The 24256-nt window shown below is 58.1% G+C and carries 22 protein-coding genes; 17 read left to right on the forward strand and 5 right to left on the reverse strand.

Annotated elements, in window-relative coordinates; all coding sequences use genetic code 11:
- The first annotated feature begins 117 nt into the window (after positions 1–117).
- The 4 genes from RV1423_RS10100 to RV1423_RS10115 all read left to right on the forward strand — a co-directional run bounded on the left by RV1423_RS10100 (position 118) and on the right by RV1423_RS10115 (position 3409).
- Positions 118–321, forward strand: a complete 204-nt coding sequence (locus RV1423_RS10100; protein ID WP_034295984.1) for a cold-shock protein — start codon at positions 118–120, stop codon at positions 319–321.
- Between the two features lie 92 nt (positions 322–413).
- Positions 414–1103: a phosphoribosyltransferase gene (locus tag RV1423_RS10105; protein WP_034295985.1), complete on the forward strand. Its 690-nt coding sequence runs from the start codon at positions 414–416 to the stop codon at positions 1101–1103.
- Positions 1104–1381: 278 nt separating this feature from the next.
- Positions 1382–2041, forward strand: coding sequence for a dienelactone hydrolase family protein (locus tag RV1423_RS10110; RefSeq protein WP_034295986.1), 660 nt, complete (start codon positions 1382–1384; stop codon positions 2039–2041).
- A gap of 27 nt (positions 2042–2068) precedes the next feature.
- Positions 2069–3409 carry an erythromycin esterase family protein gene (locus RV1423_RS10115; protein ID WP_034295987.1) on the forward strand — a complete coding sequence of 447 codons (1341 nt, stop codon included), beginning with the start codon at positions 2069–2071 and terminating at the stop codon, positions 3407–3409.
- Positions 3410–3567: 158 nt separating this feature from the next.
- On the opposite strand, the gene RV1423_RS10120 is transcribed toward RV1423_RS10115, so the two are convergent.
- From RV1423_RS10120 to RV1423_RS10130, 3 genes are all read right to left on the reverse strand, one after another.
- Positions 3568–4251, reverse strand: coding sequence for a nitroreductase family protein (locus RV1423_RS10120; RefSeq protein WP_231502155.1), 684 nt, complete (start codon positions 4249–4251; stop codon positions 3568–3570).
- Between the two features lie 1449 nt (positions 4252–5700).
- Entirely contained in the window at positions 5701–6204 is a 504-nt protein-coding gene (gene ssb, locus RV1423_RS10125; protein WP_034295988.1) for a single-stranded DNA-binding protein, read from the reverse strand.
- Between the two features lie 41 nt (positions 6205–6245).
- The gene (locus RV1423_RS10130; RefSeq protein WP_034295989.1) at positions 6246–7442 is read right to left on the reverse strand and encodes an MFS transporter; all 1197 of its coding nucleotides are present in this window, start codon (positions 7440–7442) and stop codon (positions 6246–6248) included.
- 276 nt (positions 7443–7718) lie between these two features.
- Here RV1423_RS10130 and RV1423_RS10135 point away from each other — a divergent pair, with 276 nt between their 5' ends.
- The 3 genes from RV1423_RS10135 to RV1423_RS10145 all read left to right on the forward strand — a co-directional run bounded on the left by RV1423_RS10135 (position 7719) and on the right by RV1423_RS10145 (position 13189).
- Positions 7719–9473, forward strand: coding sequence for a glycosyltransferase family 39 protein (locus RV1423_RS10135; protein ID WP_034295990.1), 1755 nt, complete (start codon positions 7719–7721; stop codon positions 9471–9473).
- A 72-nt stretch (positions 9474–9545) separates the two neighbouring features.
- A complete protein-coding gene (gene uvrA, locus RV1423_RS10140) occupies positions 9546–12401 on the forward strand; it encodes an excinuclease ABC subunit UvrA (RefSeq protein WP_034295992.1) in 2856 nt (951 codons plus the stop codon).
- A 23-nt stretch (positions 12402–12424) separates the two neighbouring features.
- Positions 12425–13189: a phytanoyl-CoA dioxygenase family protein gene (locus RV1423_RS10145; RefSeq protein WP_034295994.1), complete on the forward strand. Its 765-nt coding sequence runs from the start codon at positions 12425–12427 to the stop codon at positions 13187–13189.
- Between the two features lie 83 nt (positions 13190–13272).
- On the opposite strand, the gene RV1423_RS10150 is transcribed toward RV1423_RS10145, so the two are convergent.
- Both RV1423_RS10150 and RV1423_RS10155 read right to left on the reverse strand, forming a co-directional pair.
- Positions 13273–15006, reverse strand: coding sequence for a methyl-accepting chemotaxis protein (locus RV1423_RS10150; protein ID WP_034295995.1), 1734 nt, complete (start codon positions 15004–15006; stop codon positions 13273–13275).
- Between the two features lie 272 nt (positions 15007–15278).
- Positions 15279–17267 (reverse strand): cation:proton antiporter, encoded by a 1989-nt coding sequence (locus RV1423_RS10155; RefSeq protein WP_034295996.1) that lies wholly within the window; start codon positions 17265–17267, stop codon positions 15279–15281.
- A gap of 228 nt (positions 17268–17495) precedes the next feature.
- Here RV1423_RS10155 and RV1423_RS10160 point away from each other — a divergent pair, with 228 nt between their 5' ends.
- From RV1423_RS10160 to RV1423_RS10200, 10 genes are all read left to right on the forward strand, one after another.
- Complete coding sequence (locus RV1423_RS10160) at positions 17496–18524, forward strand: SIS domain-containing protein (RefSeq protein ID WP_034295998.1); 1029 nt, start codon at positions 17496–17498, stop codon at positions 18522–18524.
- On the forward strand, positions 18524–19075 hold the full coding sequence (locus RV1423_RS10165) for an HAD family hydrolase (protein WP_034296000.1): 552 nt from the start codon (positions 18524–18526) through the stop codon (positions 19073–19075). Before RV1423_RS10160 ends, RV1423_RS10165 begins: the two co-directional genes overlap by 1 nt.
- Positions 19072–19674: an LPS export ABC transporter periplasmic protein LptC gene (gene lptC / locus RV1423_RS10170; protein ID WP_034296002.1), complete on the forward strand. Its 603-nt coding sequence runs from the start codon at positions 19072–19074 to the stop codon at positions 19672–19674. The genes RV1423_RS10165 and lptC overlap by 4 nt, the downstream gene beginning before the upstream one ends.
- 48 nt (positions 19675–19722) lie before the next feature.
- Positions 19723–20280: a lipopolysaccharide transport periplasmic protein LptA gene (gene lptA, locus RV1423_RS10175; RefSeq protein WP_034296003.1), complete on the forward strand. Its 558-nt coding sequence runs from the start codon at positions 19723–19725 to the stop codon at positions 20278–20280.
- Position 20281: 1 nt separating this feature from the next.
- The gene (lptB, locus tag RV1423_RS10180; RefSeq protein WP_034296005.1) at positions 20282–21025 is read left to right on the forward strand and encodes an LPS export ABC transporter ATP-binding protein; all 744 of its coding nucleotides are present in this window, start codon (positions 20282–20284) and stop codon (positions 21023–21025) included.
- A gap of 15 nt (positions 21026–21040) precedes the next feature.
- On the forward strand, positions 21041–22525 hold the full coding sequence (locus RV1423_RS10185; protein ID WP_034296007.1) for an RNA polymerase factor sigma-54: 1485 nt from the start codon (positions 21041–21043) through the stop codon (positions 22523–22525).
- A gap of 125 nt (positions 22526–22650) precedes the next feature.
- Positions 22651–23004: a ribosome hibernation-promoting factor, HPF/YfiA family gene (gene hpf / locus RV1423_RS10190; protein WP_034296008.1), complete on the forward strand. Its 354-nt coding sequence runs from the start codon at positions 22651–22653 to the stop codon at positions 23002–23004.
- 33 nt (positions 23005–23037) lie between these two features.
- Positions 23038–23283 carry a hypothetical protein gene (locus RV1423_RS30370; RefSeq protein ID WP_197034914.1) on the forward strand — a complete coding sequence of 82 codons (246 nt, stop codon included), beginning with the start codon at positions 23038–23040 and terminating at the stop codon, positions 23281–23283.
- A gap of 10 nt (positions 23284–23293) precedes the next feature.
- On the forward strand, positions 23294–23605 hold the full coding sequence (gene grxD / locus RV1423_RS10195) for a Grx4 family monothiol glutaredoxin (RefSeq protein ID WP_034296010.1): 312 nt from the start codon (positions 23294–23296) through the stop codon (positions 23603–23605).
- Positions 23606–23639: 34 nt separating this feature from the next.
- Positions 23640–24224: a UbiX family flavin prenyltransferase gene (locus RV1423_RS10200; RefSeq protein WP_034296012.1), complete on the forward strand. Its 585-nt coding sequence runs from the start codon at positions 23640–23642 to the stop codon at positions 24222–24224.
- The last annotated feature ends 32 nt before the right edge of the window (positions 24225–24256 follow it).

Consider the following 24256-nt stretch of genomic DNA (forward strand, 5'->3'; position numbering starts at 1 on the left):
TGATGCAGATCAGAATGCGATGGTTCTTCCGCTCTTAGCATGGCAAAACAACCGAGAAACAGGGTTGCCAGTCTAATTTCACAGATTGCTCACGATTTACCTCATGAAGGACAAATTATGCCAACCGGTATCGTAAAGTGGTTTAACGACAGCAAGGGTTTTGGATTTATCACGCCGGATAGTGGCGGTGAAGATTTGTTTGCACATTTTTCCTCCGTTACGATGGATGGATTCAAAACGTTGACGGAAGGACAGAAGGTCAGTTTCGAGATCGTACAAGGCCCCAAAGGAAAGCAAGCGTCTAACATCCAAAAAATTTAGCGTAAAAATGAATGCCGTGGGATTCGTTTCTGGTTACGTGCCCCGTTTTATCTACCAGGCATTTCAGATTCGCCTAAAGGACCGGAGAATATATGCATGAAACAGAACGCATCAAAGATCGCACCGAAGGCGGAGCGAAATTGGCGGAACGGCTCGGCGCTTATGCCCGGCGTCCTGATGTGATTGTGCTGGCGCTGCCGCGTGGCGGTGTACCGGTCGGCTTTGCGATTGCCCAGGCATTGGACGTACCGCTTGACGTCTTGCTGGTGCGAAAGCTGGGCGTTCCTGGAAACGAAGAGTTTGCAATGGGAGCCATTACCAGCGATGGCGTCTATGTACTGCAATCTGATGTATTGAGGAACTTTGATATTTCCGCAAAGATAGTCGAGGCAACAGCGCAGCGCAAACTCAAAGAGCTGGCTCAGCGTGAAAAGCTGTATCGGGCCGACCGCCCCGCTCTTCAGTTGGAAGGTCGAACCGCGATCATTGTCGACGACGGCCTGGCGACTGGATCCACCATGCTTGCGGCCATCAAAGCGGTACGCAAGGCCGGAGCGGCGCGTCTTGTTATTGCAGTTCCGGTTGCCGCGCCGGATGCAATCCGTCAGATTGAGTCGCAAGTGGATGAGACCATTTTCCTGATGGCTCCAGAACCCTTTTATGCAGTCGGCATGTGGTATGACGACTTCGGTCAGACCAGTGATGACGAGGTGGTTGCATTCCTTGATAAAGCTGCCAAACGACAGGCGCAAATCAAACCAGGGAAGGATATTTCTGCTTGACATCTTTCTGCACGCGGGTCTGACGCAGCCCGGTCGTGCCTGATCCCCGAAAACTGCATCAGGGACTTGCAAGTCGGCGGCCGATGTCGTCGCTGGAATTCATTTCATCAATAGGCGTGAGTGCGAGCTTGCCCTGTTTGGGTTCTTCCCAGAAAGGGCGCTGGCCGCGTCGCAGGCCTTGCGAGTGCATTTTCTGGGAAGAACGCATCTCACGCCTATCGATGAAATGAGTTCTACGTAAATGTGATGGCCAAGAAAACCATGAGGAGATATTGGCGATGCGAGCAATGCAAAGAGAGCTGATCTGCATCAAGGTTGGCGGGGTCCGCTTGGAAGGAATGCTGGATCTGCCGCGAAATTCCATCGGCACAGTCCTGTTCGCTCACGGCAGCGGCAGCAGTCGCTTTAGCCCGCGCAACAACTTCGTGGCGGAACGACTGCGGCAGACCCGTCTTGGCACATTGCTGGTCGACCTACTGACGCCGAACGAAGACCAGAACGCCGCGACCCGCTTTAATATCGCCTTGCTCACACAACGCCTGAGCGCAGCCTGCGATTGGCTGCAGCAGAATGAAGGCACAGCAGGACATCCATTGGGATTGTTCGGCGCCAGTACCGGCGCGGCCGCAGCATTGCAAGTGGCTGCTACGCATAGTTCCGATATCGCGGCGGTTGTCTCGCGCGGCGGCCGCCCCGATCTCGCTGGCAATCATGCACTTCGCAAGGTCCGCGCCCCAACGCTATTGATCGTCGGCGGACGCGACTTCACCGTCATTGAATTGAATCGCAAAGCCTATGCCACGCTGAGTTGCGAAAAACGATTGGAAATCATTCCTCATGCAACGCATCTGTTTGAAGAGCCCGGCACCCTGGAAGCTGTTTCTGTACTGGCATCAGCGTGGTTTACCCGGCATTTGATCGGATCGGACGCTACTTGACCTGCCACAAACCAGAAAGGGTATCTCGTGAAATCAGAATCCATTAGTAGTGCCATCCGGTCATCTGCAAGCATTCTCACAGGCGCCGATACTGATTACGACTCCTTGCTGGCGTTAATCGGCGAAGCGCGATTCGTTTTGCTGGGTGAGGCAAGTCACGGCACGCAGGAGTTCTACCGGGAACGCGCGCGCATTACGCAACGACTCATTACCGAACGAAATTTTACGGCTGTTGCAATCGAGGGCGACTGGCCGGATGCTTATCGGGTCAATCGTTATGTCCGCCATCGGAGCGAGGATAAAAATGCCGAGCAAGCGCTGGGAGGCTTCAAACGTTTTCCTACCTGGATGTGGCGCAATGCGGAGATGCTTGATTTTGTGGACTGGCTGCGCGACTACAACGGCACATTCATGCGGCAGCGCCCGGATGTCGGTTTGTATGGTCTAGACCTTTATAGCCTGTTCACTTCAATCGAGGAGGTACTGCGTTATCTCGACAATGTCGATCCGCAAGCCGCGCGCCGCGCCAGGGAGCGTTATGCCTGCTTCGATCACTTTCAGAAGGACAGTCAGACATATGGTTACGCCGTTGGCCTCGGCATGTCCGCCTCTTGCGAGGAGGCTGTTGTGACTCAACTGCAAGATCTGCGTGTACAGGCTGGAAAATATTTGCAGCATGACGGGGCGGATGCGACTGACGCATTTTTCTATGCGCAGCAAAATGCTCGTCTCATCGCGGACGCCGAGCAATATTACCGCACCATGTTTTCCAAACGTGTATCTTCCTGGAATTTGCGCGACCAGCATATGATGGAAACGCTTGACGCGCTTGCGCAACACCTTCAGCATTCGTTATCCGAACCGGCGAAGATCGTGGTCTGGGCACACAACTCTCACCTTGGCGATGCGCGCGCCACGGATATCGGACGTCTTGGCGAATGGAACGTAGGTCAATTGGCGCGCCAGTCATATGGAGAACAAGTTGCTTTGATCGGCTTTACGACCTATCGGGGAACCGTGACTGCCGCGTCCGATTGGGATGCCCCTGCACAACGCAAGCGCGTGCGGCCGGCACTGACAGGAAGCTACGAAGAGTTGTTTCATCAGACCGGAATTGAACGCTTCATGTTGCCTCTGCGCGGAAATGATTCGTTAAAAGACGAGCTATCTCAGCCATACCTGGAACGCGCCATCGGCGTGATTTATCTGCCGGAAACCGAGCGGCAAAGTCACTATTTTCATGCAAACATGCCGCAGCAATTCGACGCCATATTACATTTCGATGAAACGCACGCTGTCAAGCCGCTTGAGTTAAGCAGTCATTGGGAGACTGGAGAAGCGCCCGAGACCTTTCCGGTTGGCCTCTAGGATCGCATCGGATTTTCCCTTTCGACGTCTGCAGTATCGGATACGACGGCACAATACGACGTCATCAGCAGGCGGTCCGATCCAAAAGATGTGTGCCAGATGATTAGATGAGAACAATCCGGATTCATGAAGCGAACGTCGCCCCGAAAAGCACGTCGTTATCGTGAGTACCCTACCGACTGGACAACGATAATGCGTTGGGCAACGCTCAGCCCCATCATCTTGGCGAGCTTCGGACGATCGACCCAACCTCGCACGACAGTGCCGAGCCCTTCCGCAGCACAGAAGAGATAGACGTTCTGACTGATGAACCCGACATCGAGCGCTGCATAGAATTTTTTCTCTGTACGAGGAGCATCCCCCATCTTTTCCAGATTGGCGACGTATACAAGATTGATCGGAACATGCGGCACAAAATCTTGCCAGCCTGTGGCCCCGCGAAGATCTTCTTTTCGGACAAGAGACAGAACAAATGCATGCGGGTCAAACAGATAGAGTCCATCCGATCTGGCAACATAAATGTCAATTTCTTGCCAATTTTTCGCAGATGGTGCAGTACGATGCGAACCCTCCGGGCGGTTGATGCCGAAGGCGGACCACAGAAGTCGGGATAGCGTTTCAACACTGATGTCCCGATCGCTGAAGTCGCGATTCGATTTTCTCAGTTTCAATATCTGCGTCAGATGATTTTTCAGATCCGATGCCGCAACGTCTGATGCAACGGGAAGAGGCGGAGTCAATTTCAATACGGTTTGATCAACGATTCCTGGCGAGCTTGTCATGACATATTTCCTTAGCTTCAGTTGATGTTTGAGCGTGCGCTGCAGCCGACGCTTGCTCATGAGGCGCCGCTTCTGCGATTTGGAATCGCAACATTCCTGGCTTTCTTAGGCTTCACATCAGAATTGTCCGCCGCAACGCTAATCAGCAAGTTGCTTGATATACGCACCTGACACGGCTTCATGGCCGAAAAGAATATTTGGCACCGATGTCCTGCGGACCACTTTGCCTTTGACGTCATTTGGCAACACTGATCTATATCAAATAACACCGTGGAAGAATTTGAGAGAACAATGCTCAGAAATCTGCTTTCGATACGATCAGCTCCATACATGGAGCAATGCTCCAGCATCACATTACCGTTTCGCAGCATGTTCGACACCCTCGGTTTCAAGAAGAATGACCGTGGCAAGGATTGACAAGATACCGAACAGGCTTTTTGAAAAATCTATATCCTGGATTGCTGCGATAGTGTCTCGATTGGAATGAGCGGGCCAGTTTTTATTCGGAGTCAGACTTGCTTGAGGAACTCAGGAGAGCCATTGGTTTTGAATGGCGCGAAATTGATAAATCTTCTTTACGCATGTTGTCTTTTATTTACTTTTTTTGACGGAACAAGGTATTACTCATAGATAGAATGATTGACATCATTTTGACAATAACCTATGAGGGGAATACAAATGATTGCCAAGATATTAAATACCATCTTCGTTGGTACGAGCCTTAGCTTATTGCTCTTCATACTACTTATCTTCGCGATTACAGAACCGATATAGGCCATTTTCATGCCAATTCCGGCAAGTCATTGCCGCAAAGCGATGGCAACGAGTTCAGTACCGTTATCCGACTGAACGGCTATGCAAGATCAGATCCCGAATATTACCCATACGTTTTGGGGATCTTGATGAATTTCCTGCGGTGCGCCCCATCCCCTCGAAAAAATAGATAACTCGCGAAGGTTCCGATAGGGGAGTATTCAAATTCAAAAGGCTATGAGCCAAGACAACTTTATTGGCAATGACGACGAGCATGTCTTCGTCATGCAATAGAACCGGCAACCTATCCCCTGAGGGGGTGTGAGATTTTGGTGATTCTCACTTTCCGTGATTCGTAGTCATGCATACCAGAACTCATTTCATCAATAGGCCTGAGTGCGAGCAAGTCCTGTTTGGGATGGACTGCAAGGTGCTCCCTCCCGCATTGCACATTCGGCACCGCTACGCGACTCATCACGCGTCTTGCCAGCGCCCTTTCCGGGGAAAACGCATCTCACGCCTATTGATGAAATGCATTCTAGAAGAGTGAGAGCACACGTCGTCGCTTCTATGCAAAGATTTTTATCTTGCTCATCGTCTTATGCGAAGAACTTTATCATTACGTTGATACAAGACAAAAAAAACTCCAAGCTCTTTACGAAACTTGGAGGCATTCTTCAGAAAATATTAATTTAAGAACAAAGGCTTATGGAATATTGAAGATTATTCTTCTTTACACAGAAAGTCTTATCAAATTCAGAACGGAATGTCGTCATCCATATCCGAAAAATTCGGTGCCGGACGCGCTGCTGCCGGTGCGCGCGCGGCTCCCGCGGCAGCGCCGCCGGTATTCTGACGTGCAGGAGCAGCGCCGCCGCCGTAACCGCCGCCGGCCTCATCCATCGATGAACCGCCGCCCATGCCCTGGCGGCTGCCCAGCATTTGCATGGTGTCGGCGATGATTTCGGTGGTGTACTTTTCCACGCCGTCCTTGTCGGTCCACTTGCGCGTCTGCAGGCGGCCTTCGACGTAGACTTGCGATCCCTTCTTCAAATATTGGCCGGCGATTTCAGCCAGCTTGCGGTAGAAGGTGATCCGATGCCATTCGGTGAGTTCTTTCTTTTCACCGCTGTTCTTGTCTTTCCAGCTTTCGGTCGTGGCGACGGCGACGTTGGTGACGGCTTCGCCATTGGGCATGTAACGCGTTTCCGGGTCACGTCCGAGATTGCCGACGATGATGACTTTATTGACCGATGCCATTATTTCTCCTGAATTTCACTAATTTTCAACTAATTTTCAAATCAAGCGGTTGCGCTTGCGGGCTGAATGCCACGGCGAGGCAGGTTTTTCATGTTAGACGCGATTATAAGCCAGGTCAGTGTTGCCACAGCACACATTAAGAATACCGAGGGCGCGCCGGCGTATTGTTTCAGCCAGCCGCCGAGCGCGCCGCCGCAGAACAAACCCAGCGCCTGCAGAGTATTGTAGACGCCCAGCGCCGTGCCTTTGGCCGCTGCCGGGGCGATCCGCGACACCAGCGACGGCTGGCAGGCTTCGAGGATATTGAACGCGATGAAGAAGGCGAACAGCAGGCATACCAGCGCCCACCAGTGCGCCGCGAAATGCGACAAGGTCACCCACATGCCGATCTGCACGACCAGCAACAAGGAAATGGCGGCGACGAAGACTTGTTTCATCATGCCGCGCTTTTCGCCGATGAATACGGGCGGCAACATGAAGACGAACGATGCCAGCACCACCGGCAGGTAAATTTTCCAGTGCTCGGCAACCGGCAGGCCGGCATATTGGACCAGCGCAGCCGGCAAGACCACAAACATCGCCATCTGCGTCATGTGCAAGGCGAACACGCCGAAATTCAGGCGCATCAACTCGCCATGGCGCAGCACCTCGCCCCACGGCACGCGCCTGGCCTTGACCATCGGCGCATCCGGCACCACAAACAGGACGACGATGATGGCTGCCAGCGCCAGTACGCCGGTCAGCGAAAAAATCCCGTCCATGCCGATCAGCCGGTAGAGCACCGGCGACGCCACCAGAGACACGGCAAAGGTCAGGCCGATGGAGGCGCCGACCATCGCCATCGCTTTGGTGCGGTGTTCCTCGCGCGTCGAGTCGGCGATGAAGGCGGTCACTGCCGCCGAAATGGCGCCGGCACCCTGAATCGCCCGTCCGACGATCACCCAGGTGATGTCATGGGCCGCGGCAGCAACGAAGGAGCCCAGCGCGAACAAAATCAATCCGATGACGATCACGCGCTTGCGGCCATATTTATCGGAAGCAATGCCGAACGGAATCTGGCCGAACGATTGCGCCAGGCCGTAGATGCCCATGGCCAGGCCGACCATGGCGACATTTTCTCCGCCCGATAAGCCTTTGGCGTGCACGGCAAATACCGGCAGGATCAGGAACAGTCCCAGCATGCGCAGGGCAAAAATCGATGCCAGCGATGCGCTGGCGCGGATTTCGGTGCCGGTCATGCCGGCTTTGGCTGCGGATTCGGGGGAGATAGCGTTCATGGGTAAGATAGCGTGGCTAAGCGCGCTGTCGAGCAGCGCCGGCGGGTATCCAAACCCGGTATGTTAGCAGCAATCAAAACGGCGATCGCTTTTTTCAGGTATGTTCAGGCGACAATGCCGCCTCCCCCCGAATTCGCCAGGACTTCATGTTTCGTTTTGTAACGCAATGTTTCTGAGGCGGCAATTATGTAACAATGGGCGGTTACCCAATCCGGCCCATTGATTGCATTCAACCTTATGCTTTCCCCCGTTCGCGCTCCCTACCTGACCACCTTCCAGCAGCACCTTACAGCGAGGATGGCGTGGCTGACATTGGCGGCCGTCGCGTGCGCATACTTGCTGCCTGGCATCTTCGGACATGGTCCGTGGAAACAGGACGAAGCCTACAGCTTCGGCATGATCCATCACATGCTGACGAGCGGCGAATATCTGGTGCCGACCAACGCCGGCGTCCCCTTCATGGAAAAGCCGCCGCTGTACTATTGGACCGCCCTCTTGTTCGCCAAGGCGCTGCATCCTTGGCTCAGTTATGCCGACGGCGCGCGCGCGACCTCGGTGTTCTTCATGCTGGTCGCCCTGCTGTTCATCGCGCGGATTGCGCGCGCGGCGTGGAACGAGGACGGTTTCCTGAACGCGCGCGTGCTCGGCACGCTGGCCCTGTTCGCCGGCACGGTCGGCATGGTCAAACATGCGCATGACATGTTCACCGATGTCGCCCTGGTGTGCGGCGGATCGATCGCCATGTATGGCTTGCTGCAAATCGCGCAGAACGAACAGAACAAGACGCCGAAGCTGGCGGCCGCGATATGGTTCGGCTTGGGCGTCGGCATTGCCGAGATGTCCAAGGGCTTGTTTGTTCCCATCATTTACGCCGCAACCGCTCTCTGCGTCGCCGCCATGGTGCCAGCGTGCCGCTCGCGATCCTATCTGTATATGATCGGTGCGGCCATCTTGGTGTCGCTGCCGTTCTTCGTGATCTGGCCGCTGCTGCTGGCGCAACACTCGCTGCCGCTGTTCATGGAATGGTTCTGGGACAACAACGTCGGACGTTTCTTCGGTTTTTCCGTGAAAAAACTGGGTTCGGGCAATGATCATGCCGTCATTTTCCGCGCCCTATCGGGTTTCGCCTTGCCTGGCGCGCCGCTGGCGGCGTTCGCGATCGTGACCGGCGACTGGCGCAAGATGAACCGGCCGCGCATTGCCGTGCCTCTGTCGTTCACGCTGATTTGCGTAGTCCTCCTGCTGGTGTCGGCCACGGCGCGCCAGTTGTACCTGCTGCCGCTGATCCTGCCTTTATGCATGCTGGGCTCTCGTGCGATCGATCGCCTGCCGGACTCTCTGCACGCCGGCTGGGATTGGTTGGCGCGTTTGTTTTTTGGTGCGGCAACTGCGTTTATCTGGATGGCATACGCCATTTCCACCGGTCCTGTCGAACAACATGATCTTCTTTCGCCTCTTGCGAAATGGCTGCCGATCGACTATGTCTCGCCCTTGCAGCCGCTGGCGTTGACGACGGCCGCCCTGCTGACGCTGAGCTGGCTGCTGTGCCTGCCGCGCCTGAAGCAATTCGGAAAATGGCGCGGCGCCGGTAGCTGGTTTGCCGGCATCACGATGACGTGGGGCGTTGCTTACACACTATTGCTGCCGTGGGCCGACCACGCCAAGAGTTATGAATTCGTCTACGAACGCCTGTCGGCCGAGCTGCTTCCTGCATGGCGCGAGGGCGATTGCATGGCCAGCATCGGGCTGGGGGAATCGGAAGCGCCCACCTTGTACTACTACACGGGCATCCTGCACCAGCCGGTGAACGCTGCGCAGAATACCGATTGCCGCTGGGTGATCGTGCAGTCGCCGTTCGGCACCGGTTTGCCTGCAGGCGGCTGGAAGCCCTTCTGGACAGGTTCGCGTGACGGCGACGACAAACAGACATTCACCGTCTACGAGCGCAGCGCGCCGGCCGCCGCCGGCTCAGCCGCAAATGGTGACTCCTGATATAGTAATAGGTTGATCCTCCATTCGATGTTCATATGAACCTCTGATGGAAAACTTACGCTGAAGGCATCCATGGAAGAAATTCGCATTCGCGGCGCACGCACGCACAATCTGAAGAACATCAGCCTCGACCTGCCGCGCAACAAGCTCATCATCATCACAGGTTTATCCGGCTCGGGCAAGTCGTCGCTGGCTTTCGATACGCTGTATGCGGAAGGCCAGCGACGCTATGTCGAATCGCTGTCTTCCTATGCGCGCCAGTTCCTGCAACTGATGGAAAAACCCGACGTCGACATGATCGAAGGCCTGTCGCCGGCGATCTCGATCGAGCAGAAGGCGACCTCGCACAATCCGCGCTCGACCGTCGGCACCGTCACCGAAATCCACGATTACCTGCGCCTGCTGTACGCGCGCGTCGGCACGCCGTATTGCCCCGATCATCCGGAAAATCCGCTGGCGGCCCAATCGGTATCGCAGATGGTCGACGCCGTGCTGGCCATGCCGGAAGACACCAAGCTGATGATTTTGGCGCCGGTGGTGGCCAACCGCAAGGGCGAACATGTCGACCTGTTTGAACAGATGCAGGCGCAGGGCTTTGTGCGTTTCCGCATCCAGAGCGGCACCGGCACGGCCAAGGTATATGAAATCGACGACCTGCCCAAACTGAAGAAAACCGAGAAGCACACCATCGACGTCGTCATCGACCGCATCAAGGTCAAGGCCGACATCAAGCAACGCCTGGCGGAAAGCTTCGAGACCGCGCTGCGCCTCGCGGAAGGCCGCGCGATCGCGCTGGAAATGGATACCGACAAGGAACATCTTTACTCCAACAAATTCGCCTGCCCGATCTGCGGCTACTCGTTGCAGGAGCTGGAGCCGCGCCTGTTCTCGTTCAACAATCCGATGGGCGCCTGTCCGGAATGCGACGGCCTTGGCCACATCGAGTTCTTCGATCCGAAACGCATCGTCGCCTTCCCCAACCTGTCGCTGGCCAGCGGCGCGATCAAGGGTTGGGATCGGCGCAACCAGTTCTACTTCCAGATGCTGTCGAACCTGGCGGCGTTCTACGAGTTCGACATCGACATCCCGTTCGAGCAGTTGCCGGAAAAAGCGCAGCAAGTGATCCTGTACGGTTCCGGCCGCCAGACCATCCCGTTCACCTACGTGAACGAGCGCGGCCGCACCGTGATCCGCGAGCACACTTTCGAGGGCGTGGTCACCAACCTGCAGCGCCGCTACCGCGAAACCGATTCGATGGCGGTCAAGGAAGAACTGGCCAAGTTCATCAACGAAAAAGAATGCCCGTCCTGCCACGGCGCGCGCCTGCGCGTGGAAGCGCGTTTCGTCAAGGTCGGTTCGGGCCGCCAGCAGCGCGCGATCTATGAAGTGGCGGCGACGCCGCTGCGCGAGACATTGTCGTTTTTCGAGAACCTGAAGCTGACCGGCGCCAAGAAGGAAATCGCCGACCGCATCATCAAGGAAATCGTCTCGCGCCTGAAATTCCTCAACAATGTCGGCCTCGATTACTTGTCTCTCGAACGCAGCGCCGACACGTTGTCGGGCGGCGAAGCGCAGCGCATTCGCCTGGCTTCGCAGATCGGTTCCGGCCTGACCGGCGTCATGTACGTGCTGGACGAGCCGTCGATCGGCCTGCACCAGCGCGACAACGACCGCCTGATCGGCACGCTCAAGCACTTGCGCGACATCGGCAACAGCGTGCTGGTGGTCGAGCATGACGAAGACGCCATCCGCACCGCCGATTACGTGGTCGACATGGGCCTCGGCGCAGGCGTGCACGGCGGCGAAGTGATCGCACAGGGCACGCTGGCCGACATCCTCAAGAGCAAGAAATCGCTGACCGCGAAATACCTCAACGGCTCGCTCGAAATCACCGTGCCGAAAAAGCGCGTGCAAGCCGATCCGGAGCGCCAGTTGACCATCACCGGCGCCACCGGCAACAACCTGAAGAACGTCAGCTTCGACCTGCCGGTCGGCCTGCTGACCTGCGTCACCGGCGTATCGGGTTCCGGCAAGTCGACGCTGGTCAACGATACGCTGTACCTGGCCGCCTCACGCCACCTCTACGGTTCGCAGACCGAGCCGGCGGAGCATGAGTCGATCAGCGGCCTGGAACACTTCGACAAGGTGATCTCGGTCGACCAGGCGCCGATTGGCCGCACGCCGCGTTCCAATCCGGCGACCTACACCGGTTTGTTCACGCCGATCCGCGATCTGTTCGCGACGGTGCCGATGGCCAAAGAGCGCGGCTACAGCGCCGGACGCTTCTCGTTCAACGTCAAGGGCGGCCGCTGCGAAGCCTGCCAGGGCGACGGCGTGATCAAGGTCGAGATGCACTTCCTGCCGGACGTCTACGTGCCGTGCGACGTCTGCCACGGCAAACGCTACAACCGCGAAACGCTGGAAGTGCAATACAAGGGCAAGAACATCACCGAAATCCTTGAGATGACGGTGGAAGACGCGCATGAATTCTTCCTGCCGGTGCCGCTGATCGCGCGCAAGCTGCAAACCCTGCTCGACGTCGGCCTCGGCTACATCAAGCTGGGCCAGAGCGCGACCACGCTGTCCGGCGGCGAAGCGCAACGCGTCAAGCTGTCGCTGGAGTTGTCCAAACGCGATACCGGGCGTACCCTGTACATATTGGACGAACCGACCACCGGCCTGCACTTCCACGATATCGACCTGCTTCTGAAAGTGATCCATCGGCTACGCGACCAAGGCAATACGGTGACCATCATCGAGCACAACCTCGACGTCATCAAGACCGCCGACTGGGTCATCGACCTCGGTCCTGAAGGCGGCGCCGGCGGCGGCCAGATCATCGCCACCGGTTCGCCGGAAGACGTGGCCAAGAATCCCGCCAGCATCACCGGCCAGTATCTGGCGCCATTGCTCAAGAAGAAAAAATAGGAAAGAAGGAATAAGAAAGCGCCATGGAAAACCAACTTTCCTCAGCCCAGATTGCCGCCTTCCGGCACGATGGCTACCTGCTGCTCAAAGGCTTCGTTCCCGCGGCGGCTTGCGACGACATGCTGGCCGTCGCGCGCGAACATGTGCAGCAGGCCGTCGCGCCGCTCGAATATGAAGCCGAAGTCGGCTACGAGGGCGCGCCGGCTTCGCTGGACGCGCCGGGCGGCCGCACGGCGCGGCGTTTGCGCGCGGCATGGCAGCGCGACGCGCATTTTCGCGCCTGGGCGTCCGATCCTCGGCTGGTGGCGGCGCTGCACCAGTTGTTTGCCGAGCCGGTCTGCGTCACGCTGGCGCATCACAATTGCGTGATGACCAAACATCCGACCTTCGGCACTGCCACCGGCTGGCATCGCGACATCCGCTACTGGTCGTTTCCGCGCAATGAACTGATTTCGGTCTGGCTGGCGCTGGGTCCGGAACATGTCGACAATGGCGGCCTGCAATTCATCCCCGGTTCGCAGCGGCTGCAATTACAGCCGGAACAGATGGACGAACTCGATTTCCTGCGCCCGGAAATGCCGGCCAATCAGGCATTGTTTGCGCAGGGCATTTCGCTGCCGCTGGACAAAGGCGACGTGGTGCTGTTCCACAGCGGCCTGTTCCACGCCGCCGGCAGGAACAACTCCGACCAGGTCAAGGCTTCGGTCGTATTCGCCTACCATGGCCAGAGCAACCCGCCGACGCCGGGAACGCGCTCGGCGGCATCGGACGACATCCTGCTGGACTGAGGAACTCCCCAAAAGATAAAAAAGGGTATTGCCAGCGATGGCGATACCCTTTTTTCATGCCGGCGCCGCTGCGCGCAATCGGATCAGAATTGTTCCCAATCGCCGTCGTCGCCAGGCTTGCCGGCTGCGCTCGCCGCCAATGCAGGTGCCGGTGCAGCCGCCGGTTTGGGTGGCTGCTTGGCAGCGGCTTTTTTCACCGCCGGCGATGCGGTCGCGGCCGTCGGGCGCGGCGTGATGCCCATCGTCCTGCCCGGAGCCGCGGCAACCTGGCGACTGCCATCGAGCTTGAACACGCTGACCGCCTGCGCCAGACGCTGGGCCTGGTCCTGCAGGGATTGTGCGGCGGCGGCGGCTTGCTCCACCAGCGCCGCATTCTGCTGCGTCGTTTCGTCCATCTGCGTGATGGCGCGATTGACTTCTTCGATGCCCGAACTCTGCTCCTGGCTGGCAGCCGTAATTTCACCCACGACATCGGTCACGTGCTTGACGCTGGAGACGACTCCATCCATGGTGACGCCGGCTTGCTCGACCAGCTTGCTGCCTTCGCCGACTTTTTGCACCGAGTCGTCGATGAGTGTCTTGATTTCCTTGGCAGCAGCGGCGCTGCGTTGCGCAAGGCTGCGCACTTCCGACGCCACGACTGCGAAACCGCGGCCCTGTTCGCCGGCGCGCGCCGCTTCCACCGCCGCATTCAGGGCGAGGATGTTGGTCTGGAACGCAATGCCGTCGATCACGCTGATGATGTCGACGATTTTCTTCGACGAATCATTGATGTTGTTCATCGTCACCACCACCTTGCTGACGACATCGCCGCCTTCGATTGCGATCTGCGACGCGGAAGCTGCGAGTTGGTTGGCCTGGCGGGCGTTATCGGCATTTTGCTTCACGGTCGAGGTCAGTTCTTCCATTGCCGAAGCGGTCTCTTCCAGCGAGCCGGCCTGGCTTTCGGTGCGCGCCGACAAATCCAGATTGCCGGAGGCGATTTCACTTGAGGCCGTCGCGATGGTGTCCGTGCTGACGCGCACTTCGCCGACGATTTGCTGGAGACGGCCGTTCATGGTCCGCAAGGCTTCCATCAACTGCCCGGCTTCATCGCGCGAATGCACTTCGATAGACTGAGTCAGATCACCGTCGGCAACGCCACGGGCTACCTTGACGGCTTTGTTGAGCGGACCGGAAATAGCACGCACCAGCCAGATGCCTATGATCGCCGCCACCGACAAGCCAACCGCAATGGCCGCGATCGTCATCGTCAGGAAAGTCCGGTAACGCGCCTGCGATTCGTCATAGAGCTGCTTGCCGACATCCTGCTGCAACGTGGTCAGCTTGCTCATGGTGACGTTGAGTTGCTTGAACAATTCCAGCATCTTTCCATTGTACAAGTCGGTTGCCCCCTGAAGATTCCGGTTACGCAGCGCCTCGATCGCCGGCTTGACGCCTTCGACCACAAACTTTTTGTTTTGTGCACCGAATTGCGCCGCAAGCTTCGTTTCCTCGGGTGTGAGATAAGTGGCGAGATATTCCCCCCAAACTTTTTCTCCGTCCGCCAACTTCTTCACCAGGTTATCCATACTCTTGTCGATCTCTCCCGAATCGCCGACGATGGCGCTGGAAATCGTATAGCGCCCGGCATTGACGGCATCGGTCACTTGCAACAACTGTCCCAGTGCCACCAGCCGATCCTCGTAGAGCGATTGCATCGCGGTATTGGTTTGCTGCAGGCTGACAATACCGACGATGCCAAATAGCGCCAGCAGAACCGAGAGAAAGCTGACAACGAAAATCAGGCGCGCCTTGATGGAGAGATTCTTGAACATGGAAACTCCTTCCGAATGGCAGGACAAACACGTTGCGTAGGAGATCAGTGTCCGAGCATTTGTCGCAGGAAGATACTCGGAATAGAGCCCTGCCGGGGTCGCATTTCAACGAATTGACGGCCACGGTCCCATCTATGGATCAAACGGCAGGAGAATCATCGCAGCGAGATTGCCTATGAGCACTAATGAACACCACTCTGTCAGGTTCCTGAAAGGTCGCCTGTTGTTGCACAACATCGGCGACAGGCCGTTAATGCGTCTGATGATTTGGACTACTTCTTCAGCAAACGTTTTTCGGCGCGCAGTATGTTTTCGCCGGTCCCCCGCAAGACCACAATGTCGCCGGCTTGCAGGATCGTGTCGGGAGTGAAGTCGATGCGCAGCTTGCCGCGCCTGAGCATGGTGACGTCGGTATCGAACTGTTCCAGAGCAACCTGATACAGCGTCTTGCCGATGGCGCCGGCGCTCTCGTCAAGCGCGACCGATTGCAGGCGCACGTTCAGATTGTCATTGTCTTCAGGCACATCCGAGGCGCCGTGGAAGTAACCACGCAGGGAGGTGTAGCGCTCGTCGCGCGCACTTTGCACGCGATGCACGACCCGGCGCAACGGCACGCCCAGCATCACCAACGCATGCGACGCCAGCATCAGGCTGCCTTCCAGCGCCTCCGGCACGACTTCGGTGGCGCCGGCGGCGAGCAGTTTCTCAAGGTCGGCGTCGTCGTGACTGCGCACAATGACCGGCAAGGTCGGCGCCAGTTCGCCGGCATGATGCAGCACCTTCAGCGCCGATGGCGTACTGGCATAGGTCACCACCAGCGCGGCGGCGCGATGGATGCCTGCGGCCACCAGACTTTCGCGGCGGGCAGCGTCGCCATAGGAAACGTTGGCGCCGGCGACGCGGGTATCGTGCACCAGTTCGGGATCGAGTTCCAGCGCGTGATAGGGAATGCCTTCTTCGTCGAGCAGCTTGGCCAGGCTCTGTCCGCTGCGGCCGAAGCCGGCGATGATGACGTGCTTCTGGCTCGACATGGTTCGCGTGGCCAGTTGCGTGAGCGCCAGCGATTGCAGCATCCATTCGTTGGACGACAGCTTCATGACGATGGCATCGGATTTGGCGATGATAAAAGGCGCCGCCAGCATCGACAACACCATCGACGCCAGGATCACCTGTATCAGCATGGGATCCATCAATTGCAGCCCGCCCGCCTGGTTCAGCAGCACGAAGCCGAATTCGCCGGCCTGCGCCAGCGCCAGACCGGTACGCAGGGCAACGCCGGTGGATGAGCCGAACAGCTTCGCCAGCGCGGCAATCAACGTGAACTTCAGCGATACCGGGCCGATCAGCAGGAACAGGACCAGCCACCAGTGTTCCAGCACCAGATGCACATTGAGCAACATGCCGATGGTGATGAAGAACAATCCCAGCAGGACGTCGCGGAAGGACTTGATGTCTTCTTCCACCTGATGCTTGTATTCAGTCTCGGAAATCAGCATGCCTGCGATGAAGGCGCCCAGCGCCAGCGACAGGCCGGCTTTTTCGGTAATCCAGGCGGCGCCCAGCGTGATCATCAGCAGGTTCAGCATGAACAGTTCCTGCGAGCGTCGCTTGACGACGATCTGGAACCAACTGCGCATGAGCTTATGGCCGAAGAACAGCAGCAAGGCCAGCACCACCAGCGCTTTGGTGGAAGCCCAGGCCAGCGTCACGACCAGGTTGCCGGAATTCTTGGCCAGTGCGGGCACCACGATCAGCAACGGCACCAGCGCCAGGTCCTGGAACAGCAAGATGCCGAGGATGCGGCGGCCGTGTTCGGTTTCCAGTTCCAGCCGCTCGGTCAGCAGTTTGGAAACGATTGCGGTGGACGACATCGCCAGTGCTCCGCCCAGTGCGAAAGCAGCCGGCCAACTGATGCTGTGCATTTGCGGCAGGATGTAGGCCGCACTCCAGCCGAACACCATCGCCACGGCAATCGTCCCCAGCACCTGCGCCACGCCAAGGCCGAAGACGATATTGCGCATGGAAGACAATTTGGGCAGGGAGAATTCCAGCCCGATCGAAAACATCAGGAAGACCACGCCGAACTCCGCCAGCGCATGCGTGGTTTCATTGTCCTCGGCAAAGCCCAGTCCGTGCGGACCGATGATGATGCCGACCACCAGATAACCCAGCATCGGCGGCAAATGCAGCATTCGAAATGCGACAACGCCAAGTACCGCGGCGCCAAGTAGAAAAAGAGTGAGCTCTAGTCCTGAAAACATGTAGTTGAAAACGAAGCAATTCTTATAAATGGAGGCCGCAGGGCCTGTTAAGCCAGAATCATGCCCGCCGCCAAGGATTCCGGACGGTATGGCGCCGCTGCAGGCACTGTTTCCCAAGGCTCCGACATCCCCGGCGGCGCGGCCGGATCAGCGGCTGGACATCCCTGGCGCTACACGAGGTTACATCTGGCAAGTTTTTTGCTTTCGTAATTCGTTTATACTTCGGTAATGAGTGTAACCGAACCTAAAATCTTGCCAAAAGCTTTTTCTACCGAACGCGCGCAGCGCGCGTTGAGTCTCGCCCGTCAAACCCTGCAGATCGAAGCCGACGCCATCCTGGCCCTGAAAGCGCGCATGTCCGACGCCGCGTCCGAGCCGCTGGCCCGCGCCGTGGGCATCTTGCTGGAATGCAAGGGCCGCGTGGTGGTTTCCGGCATCGGCAAATCCGGCCACATCGCCCGCAAGATCGCGGCGACTTTCGCTTCCACCGGCACGCCGGCGCTGTTCATGCATCCGGCCGAAGCCGCGCATGGCGACCTCGGCATGGTTACGCCCAACGATGTGTTCATCGCCATTTCGAATTCCGGCGAAACAGCGGAGTTGATGGCGATCGTGCCGATCATCAAACGCATGGGCGCCTACCTGATCGCCATGACCGGCAACGACGAGTCCAGCCTGGCGCTGCTGTCGGCAATCCACCTCAACGTCGGCGTCGCCAAGGAAGCCTGCACCCTGAACCTGGCCCCCACCGCCAGCACCACCGCCACGCTGGCGATGGGCGATGCGTTGGCGGTGTCGCTGCTGGATGCGCGCGGCTTCATGGAAGAAGACTTCGCCCGTTCGCACCCTGGCGGTGCATTAGGTCGCCGCCTGCTGACCCACGTGCGCGACGTCATGCGCACCGGCGACGCCATCCCGGCGGTCAGGCCGGACGTCTCGCTGTCGACGGCGCTGATGGAAATCACGCGCAAGGGCATGGCGATGACCGCCGTGGTCGACGACGACAACCGTCCGATCGGTGTGTTCACCGACGGCGACTTGCGCCGCCTGCTGGAACGCGGCGGCGATTTCATGAAATTTTCGATTGCCGACGTCATGCATCGCGGCCCGCGCACCATCAATCCCGACCAGTTGGCGGTCGACGCCGTCGAACTGATGGAAGAATTCCGCATCAACCAGGTCCTCGTCGCCGATGCCCAAGGCAGGCTGGTCGGCGCATTGCACATCCATGACCTGACCCGCGCCAAGGTGATCTGATGGCAGACCGATTCAGCACGGCCAGCGCCGCCGCGATTGCCAAAGCCGCACAAGTGCGGCTGATGATTTTCGACGTCGACGGCGTGCTCACCGACGGCGGCTTGTATTACGGCGCGGACGGCGAGCCGGTAAAACGCTTCAACGCGCTGGACGGCCACGGCATCAAGATGCTGCAGCAATACGGCGGCGTCGCCACGGCCATCATCACCGCCCGCCAGTCGCCGATCGTACTGCGCCGTGCCCGGGACCTGGGCATCGCCCACGTGTTCCAGGGCGTGCATGACAAGCGCGTCGCCTTTGCCCAGTTGCTGGAACAGACCGGCGTCGCGGCTTGCGCGTGCGGCTACCTCGGCGACGACGTGATCGACTTGCCGGTCATGACCAAGGTCGGCTTCACCGCCTGCGTCGCCAACGGCCATCACGACGTCAGGCAGCGCGTCGATTACATCACAGAAGGCTGCGGCGGCAATGGCGCCGCGCGCGAGATCTGCGATTTCATCCTGACGGTGCAGGGTCATTACGAAACGGCGCTGGCCGGCTACCTGGCATGAGTAACCATAGCGGCGAACGCGCGGCGCAGCGCATCCGGTTGATTATCGTGCTGGTCGTCCTGACGACGCTGGCGCTGGGCAGCTTCTGGGTGCTGCAGGTCATGCGCCGCAACATCGACGACACGCTGGCAGCGCGTCCGCGCAGCAAGCCGGATTACTATGTCGAACAATTCAGTTACGTGAAAATGTCCGAAACCGGCCAGCCGCGCTACGACATCGTCGGTGAAAAAATGGTGCACTTCCCGGACACCGATTCGTTCGAGGTGACCTCACCCGTGATCACCAGTCTGGACAAGGCAAAACCACCGATGACGCTGCGCTCGAAGCGCGCCTTCATTGAAGACGACAACAGCAAGATCCATATGTATGAGGACGTCAACGCCGATCGCGCCGCAATCGGCAAGACCGAAGACATGCATCTGAAGACCGAATACCTCCTGCTGCTGCCCGACGACGACGTCGCCAGGACCGACAAGCCGGTCGAAATCACGATGGGCAAGTCCGTCATGACCGGCACCGGCATGATCGCCAACAACGCGATACAGGAATTCCAGTTATTACACGATGTGCGCGGCACTTACCAGCCGCGTCCACGCTAGCGCCACAGCCAGCCGGCACAACCAAGCGAGATACTTGCGCAGATTCCTATGAAACCTACCTCACTACTGCCTCTGCTCACCCTGCTCCTGATGAGCGTCGTCAGCATCGCGCGCGCCGAACGCGCCGACACCGAAAAACCGACGCGCATCGAAGCCGAACAAATGGTCTACGACGACGTCAAGCAGGTGAAGACCTTCACCGGCAACGTCGTGCTCACGCGCGGCACGCTGCTGATCAAGGCCGGCAAGGTCGTGCTGACTACCGATCCGGCCGGCTATGAATTCGCCATCCTGTACGCCGCGCCCGGTCAGCTTGCCAGCTTCCGCCAGAAGCGCGACGGCGGCCCCAACCTGTGGATCGAAGGTCAGGCCGAGCGCATCGAATACAGCGAAAAAACCGAAATCTCGAAACTGTTTACGCGCGCCCATATGCAGCGCATGGACGGTCCGCGCGTGACCGATGAAGTCAACGGCGAGTTCATCTCTTACGACAGCCGTGCCGAATTCTATTCGGTCAACAACACCAACACCGGCGAAAGCAAACCCGGCAGCGGCCGCATCACGGCGATCATCCAGCCGCGCGTCGAATCCTCGAAGGGTCAATAAGATGGCGATCAGTTCTCTGGTTGTACGCGGACTGCAAAAGAGTTACGGCGCGCGCCAGGTCGTGCATGACGTCTCGCTTGAAGTCGCCAGCGGCGAAGTGGTCGGGCTGCTCGGCCCCAACGGCGCCGGCAAAACCACCTCGTTCTACATGATCGTCGGCCTGGTGCCGTCCGACGGCGGCGATATCGACCTGGACGGCGCCGCCATTTCACGCCTGCCGATCCACCAGCGCGCCGAACTCGGCCTGTCCTACCTGCCGCAGGAAGCTTCGGTGTTTCGCAAGCTGACCGTCGAAGACAACATTCGCGCCGTTCTGGAATTGCGCAAGGAAAATGGCAAACCGCTCAGCCGCGATGAGATCGAAGGCCGCCTGAACAACCTGCTGCACGAATTGCAGATCGAAAAGCTGCGCGAAAGTCCGGCTTTGTCGCTGTCCGGCGGCGAACGCCGGCGCGTCGAAATCGCCCGCGCGCTGGCGACCGATCCGCGCTTCGTGCTGCTGGACGAGCCGTTTGCCGGTATCGATCCGATCGCCGTGATCGAGATCCAGCGCATCGTGCGCTTCCTCAAGGAGCGCGGCATCGGCGTGCTGATCACCGACCATAACGTGCGCGAAACGCTGGGCATCTGCGACCGCGCCTACATCATCAACCAGGGCACCGTACTGGCCAGCGGCAGCCCTGACGATATCATTGCCAATGAATCCGTACGCCGCGTGTATCTCGGCGAACATTTCCGCATGTAGCGCCAGGCTAACTGAATGAAACAATCCCTCCAGCTACGCACTTCCCAGCATCTGGCATTGACGCCGCAATTGCAGCAGTCGATCCGTTTGCTGCAACTGTCCACGCTGGAACTGCATCAGGAACTGGAACAGATTCTGTCGGACAATCCGCTGCTGGAACGTCTCGACGATGCGCTCGACAATTCAGTGCGCCTGCTGGCCGACGGCGCCATCAGCCCGACACCGTCGGCGCAAGCCGATCCGGCCGAGAACGTCGCCCCCAGCGCCGCGCCGAGCGAAGGCGAAACAAGCGAGCTGACCGACAGCCTCGGCAACGGCGACGACAACGTCAGCGGCGATGCCGAATGGAGCTTCGACGACGTCGCCCGCACCGGCAAGACGCCCGACGACGAAGACGCCCGCCCGCAACTGGAAGCGCATGACGTCACCCTGCGCGAACATCTGCTGGAACAGGCGCGCCTGACCGTGCGCAACACGCGCGATCGAGCACTGGTAGAACTGCTCATCGACGCGCTTGACGAACACGGCTACCTGGAAGAATCGCTGGAAGAAATCCACGCGCGCCTGCCCGAAGAACTGGAAATCCAGATTGAAGAACTGTCAATTGCCTTAAAGCTATTGCAGAGCTTCGACCCCGCCGGCATCGGCGCGCGCAGCGCCTCCGAATGCCTGGCGCTGCAGATCAGGCGTTTGCCGAAAGTTGCCTTTGTCACACGCCGGCTCGCGCTCACCATCGTGGAAGATTACCTGGCGCTGTTCGCACAAAGGGATTTCAACAAGATCAAGAAAGCCCTCGGCTGCGACGATGAAGACCTGCGCGAAGCGCAGGCCGTCATTCGCCAGTGCCACCCTCATCCGGGTGCCGCTTTCGCATCGGAAACTTCCGACTACGTCGTGCCCGACGTCATTGTCAAAGCGACCAAGGACGGCTGGCAGGTTTTGCTCAATCACGACGTCATGCCGCGCCTGCGCGTCAACGCCATGTACGCCAATGCGCTCAAGCAGACCAAAGGCGACGGATCGCTCGGTTCGCAACTGCAGGAAGCCAAATGGCTGATCAAAAATATGCGGCAACGCTTCGACACGATTTTGCGTGTTGCTCAGGCAATTGTTGAACGGCAACGCAACTTTTTCTCTCATGGCGCGGTTGCCATGAGACCCCTTGTGTTGCGTGAAATAGCTGATACACTAGGTCTACACGAGAGTACTATTTCTCGTGTGACGACTCAGAAGTACATGCTGACCCCGCATGGCATGTTTGAGTTGAAATACTTCTTCGGCAGCCACGTCGCAACAGAAACCGGAGGTGAAGCATCCTCCACTGCGATACGGGCTCTCATCAAACAATTGATAGGAGCAGAAGACCCTAAGAACCCACTCTCTGATAGCAAGATTGCAGACATGTTGGCGGAACAGGGCATGGTTGTGGCGCGACGAACCGTCGCAAAATACCGCGAAGTGCTCAAGATCCCGCCGGTTAATCTCCGCAAATCTCTGTAAGTTTTTCTGTAGCAAAGCATCGTTGCTGTGTTCTCATGCGTGTTCGGGTGTTTCGCCTGATTTTGCCCTGCAGACAGCCGGACAATGCGAAAGAACCTCCAGCAATCTCACGATAGGAGTGCTGTATGAATCTGACCATTAGTGGCCATCACCTCGATTTGACCCCCGCCATCCGTGAATACGTGCAAAACAAGCTGACGCGCATCAAGCGCCACTTTGACCACGTGATCGACATCAGCGTGATTCTCAGCGTAGACAAGCTGACCGAAAAAGAAAAACGCCAGAAAGCAGAAATCAACGTTCACATCAAAGGTAAGGATTTGCATGTCGAAAGCATTGCACATGACCTGTATGCCGCCATCGACATGCTGATCGACAAACTGGACCGCCAGGTCATCAAGCACAAGGACCGCTTGCAGAATCATCATTCGGAGGCAAAACGCCTGCCGGAAGAGATTGTTCCCGCAGCAGCCACGTGATGATAGCCAACTAGCCGGCAAATTGGACCGGCCATGAAAAAAGGGCGCATCAGCGCCCTTTCTTGTTTTGGTCCTTGTTGTCGATCCTCGCCTTCAAGCCCCTTGCCTTCTTTTAGCTTGACGAAAAGACAACAGAAAATCATTTACGCATTTCCGGCATCACTGCGCATCATCTTCGCATACAACGATAAGTTGCCAATCGGACACTTTATTCATCGCGCACTCTCCCAACGCGACGGCCCGCTTTTTCATATAATGGCGGCATTGAGAACTTTTTGAAGGTGTAGTCATGAGCGATGTCCAATCCTGGATCAAGGAAACCGTGAGCCAAAACCCTGTCGTGCTGTTCATGAAGGGTACTGCGCAATTCCCGCAATGCGGCTTTTCCGGCAAGGCTATCCAGTTGCTCAAAGCCAGCGGGGCCGAGAATATCGTCACCGTCAATGTGCTGGAAAGCGCCGATGTGCGCCAGGGCATCAAGGAATACTCCAACTGGCCGACCATCCCGCAACTGTATGTCAACGGCGAATTCGTCGGCGGTTCCGACATCATGAGCGAAATGTACGAATCGGGCGAACTGCAAACCCTGTTCAAGGGCTGATCCGCTGGCTACCGCCACGACCGCCACGCCTTCCGTGCCGACCCGTCAACGCCTGATCGTCGCCATCACCGGTGCGACCGGCGTCGCCTACGGTGTGCGTCTGTTGCGCGTGCTGCGCGACGCCGGCATCGAAACGCATCTGCTGGTCTCCGAAGCCGGCGTGCTGAACCTGCATCAGGAACTCGACATGAGTCGCAAGGATGTCGAAGCGCTGGCCGATGTCGTGCATCCGGTGCGCGATGTCGGCGCCTCCATTGCCAGCGGCTCATTCGCATCGTCCGGCATGATCGTCGCGCCTTGTTCGATGAAAACGCTGGCCGCCATCGCCAACGGCCTGTCCGACAACCTCATCACGCGCGCCGCCGATGTCGTCCTCAAGGAGCGCCGCCGGCTGGTGTTGATGGTGCGCGAAACGCCGTTCAACCTGGCGCACCTGCGCAACATGACCAGCGTCACCGAAATGGGCGGAATCATCTTCCCGCCGCTGCCGGGCTTCTATCACCGTCCGCAATCGATCGAGGAAATGATCGACCATACGCTGGGCCGCGTACTCGACCTTTACCACATTCCTCATGCGCTCACGCCGCGCTGGTCCGGCCTCAAAAACCAGCCTGCATGAAAAAACGCGCTTCCGTTGCCAGCAAGCGCGTT

It is taken from the genome of Herbaspirillum sp. RV1423, from assembly GCF_000577615.1.
GTDB lineage: Bacteria > Pseudomonadota > Gammaproteobacteria > Burkholderiales > Burkholderiaceae_D > Herbaspirillum.